Genomic DNA, 1,281 nt, shown 5'->3' on the forward strand with positions numbered 1-1,281 from the left:
ATGGGCAGGTTGAAGGTTGGGTAACACTAACTGGAGGACCGAACCGACTAATGTTGAAAAATTAGCGGATGACCTGTGGTTAGGGGTGAAAGGCCAATCAAACCACGTGATAGCTGGTTCTCCCCGAAAGCTATTTAGGTAGCGCCTCGTGAACTCATCTTCGGGGGTAGAGCACTGTTTCGGCTAGGGGGTCATCCCGACTTACCAACCCGATGCAAACTACGAATACCGAAGAATGTTATCACGGGAGACACACGGCGGGTGCTAACGTCCGTCGTGAAGAGGGAAACAACCCAGACCGCCAGCTAAGGTCCCAAAGTCATGGTTAAGTGGGAAACGATGTGGGAAGGCACAGACAGCCAGGATGTTGGCTTAGAAGCAGCCATCATTTAAAGAAAGCGTAATAGCTCACTGGTCGAGTCGGCCTGCGCGGAAGATGTAACGGGGCTAAACCATGCACCGAAGCTGCGGCAGCGACACTATGTGTTGTTGGGTAGGGGAGCGTTCTGTAAGCCTGCGAAGGTGTGCTGTGAGGCATGCTGGAGGTATCAGAAGTGCGAATGCTGACATAAGTAACGATAAAGCGGGTGAAAAGCCCGCTCGCCGGAAGACCAAGGGTTCCTGTCCAACGTTAATCGGGGCAGGGTGAGTCGACCCCTAAGGCGAGGCCGAAAGGCGTAGTCGATGGGAAACAGGTTAATATTCCTGTACTTGGTGTTACTGCGAAGGGGGGACGGAGAAGGCTATGTTAGCCGGGCGACGGTTGTCCCGGTTTAAGCATGTAGGCTGGTTATCCAGGCAAATCCGGATAATCAAGGCTGAGGTGTGATGACGAGGCACTACGGTGCTGAAGTAACAAATGCCCTGCTTCCAGGAAAAGCCTCTAAGCATCAGGTAACATCAAATCGTACCCCAAACCGACACAGGTGGTCAGGTAGAGAATACCGAGGCGCTTGAGAGAACTCGGGTGAAGGAACTAGGCAAAATGGTGCCGTAACTTCGGGAGAAGGCACGCTGGTGTGTAGGTGAAGTCCCTGCGGATGGAGCTGAGACCAGTCGAAGATACCAGCTGGCTGCAACTGTTTATTAAAAACACAGCACTGTGCAAACACGAAAGTGGACGTATACGGTGTGACGCCTGCCCGGTGCCGGAAGGTTAATTGATGGGGTTATCCGTAAGGAGAAGCTCTTGATCGAAGCGCCAGTAAACGGCGGTGGTAACTATAACCATCCTAAGGTAGCGAAATTCCTTGTCGGGTAAGTTCCGACCTGCACGAATGG

Annotated in this window: 1 rRNA gene; it reads left to right on the top strand. The window is 52.6% G+C overall.

Going from position 1 to position 1,281, the window contains the following annotated elements:
- Positions 1 to 1,281 (top strand): 23S ribosomal RNA (locus ABD481_RS46385); the annotation flags it as partial.

Origin of the sequence: Catenulispora yoronensis, from assembly GCF_039531695.1 — a bacterium.
GTDB classification, from domain to species: domain Bacteria; phylum Actinomycetota; class Actinomycetes; order Streptomycetales; family Catenulisporaceae; genus Catenulispora; species Catenulispora yoronensis.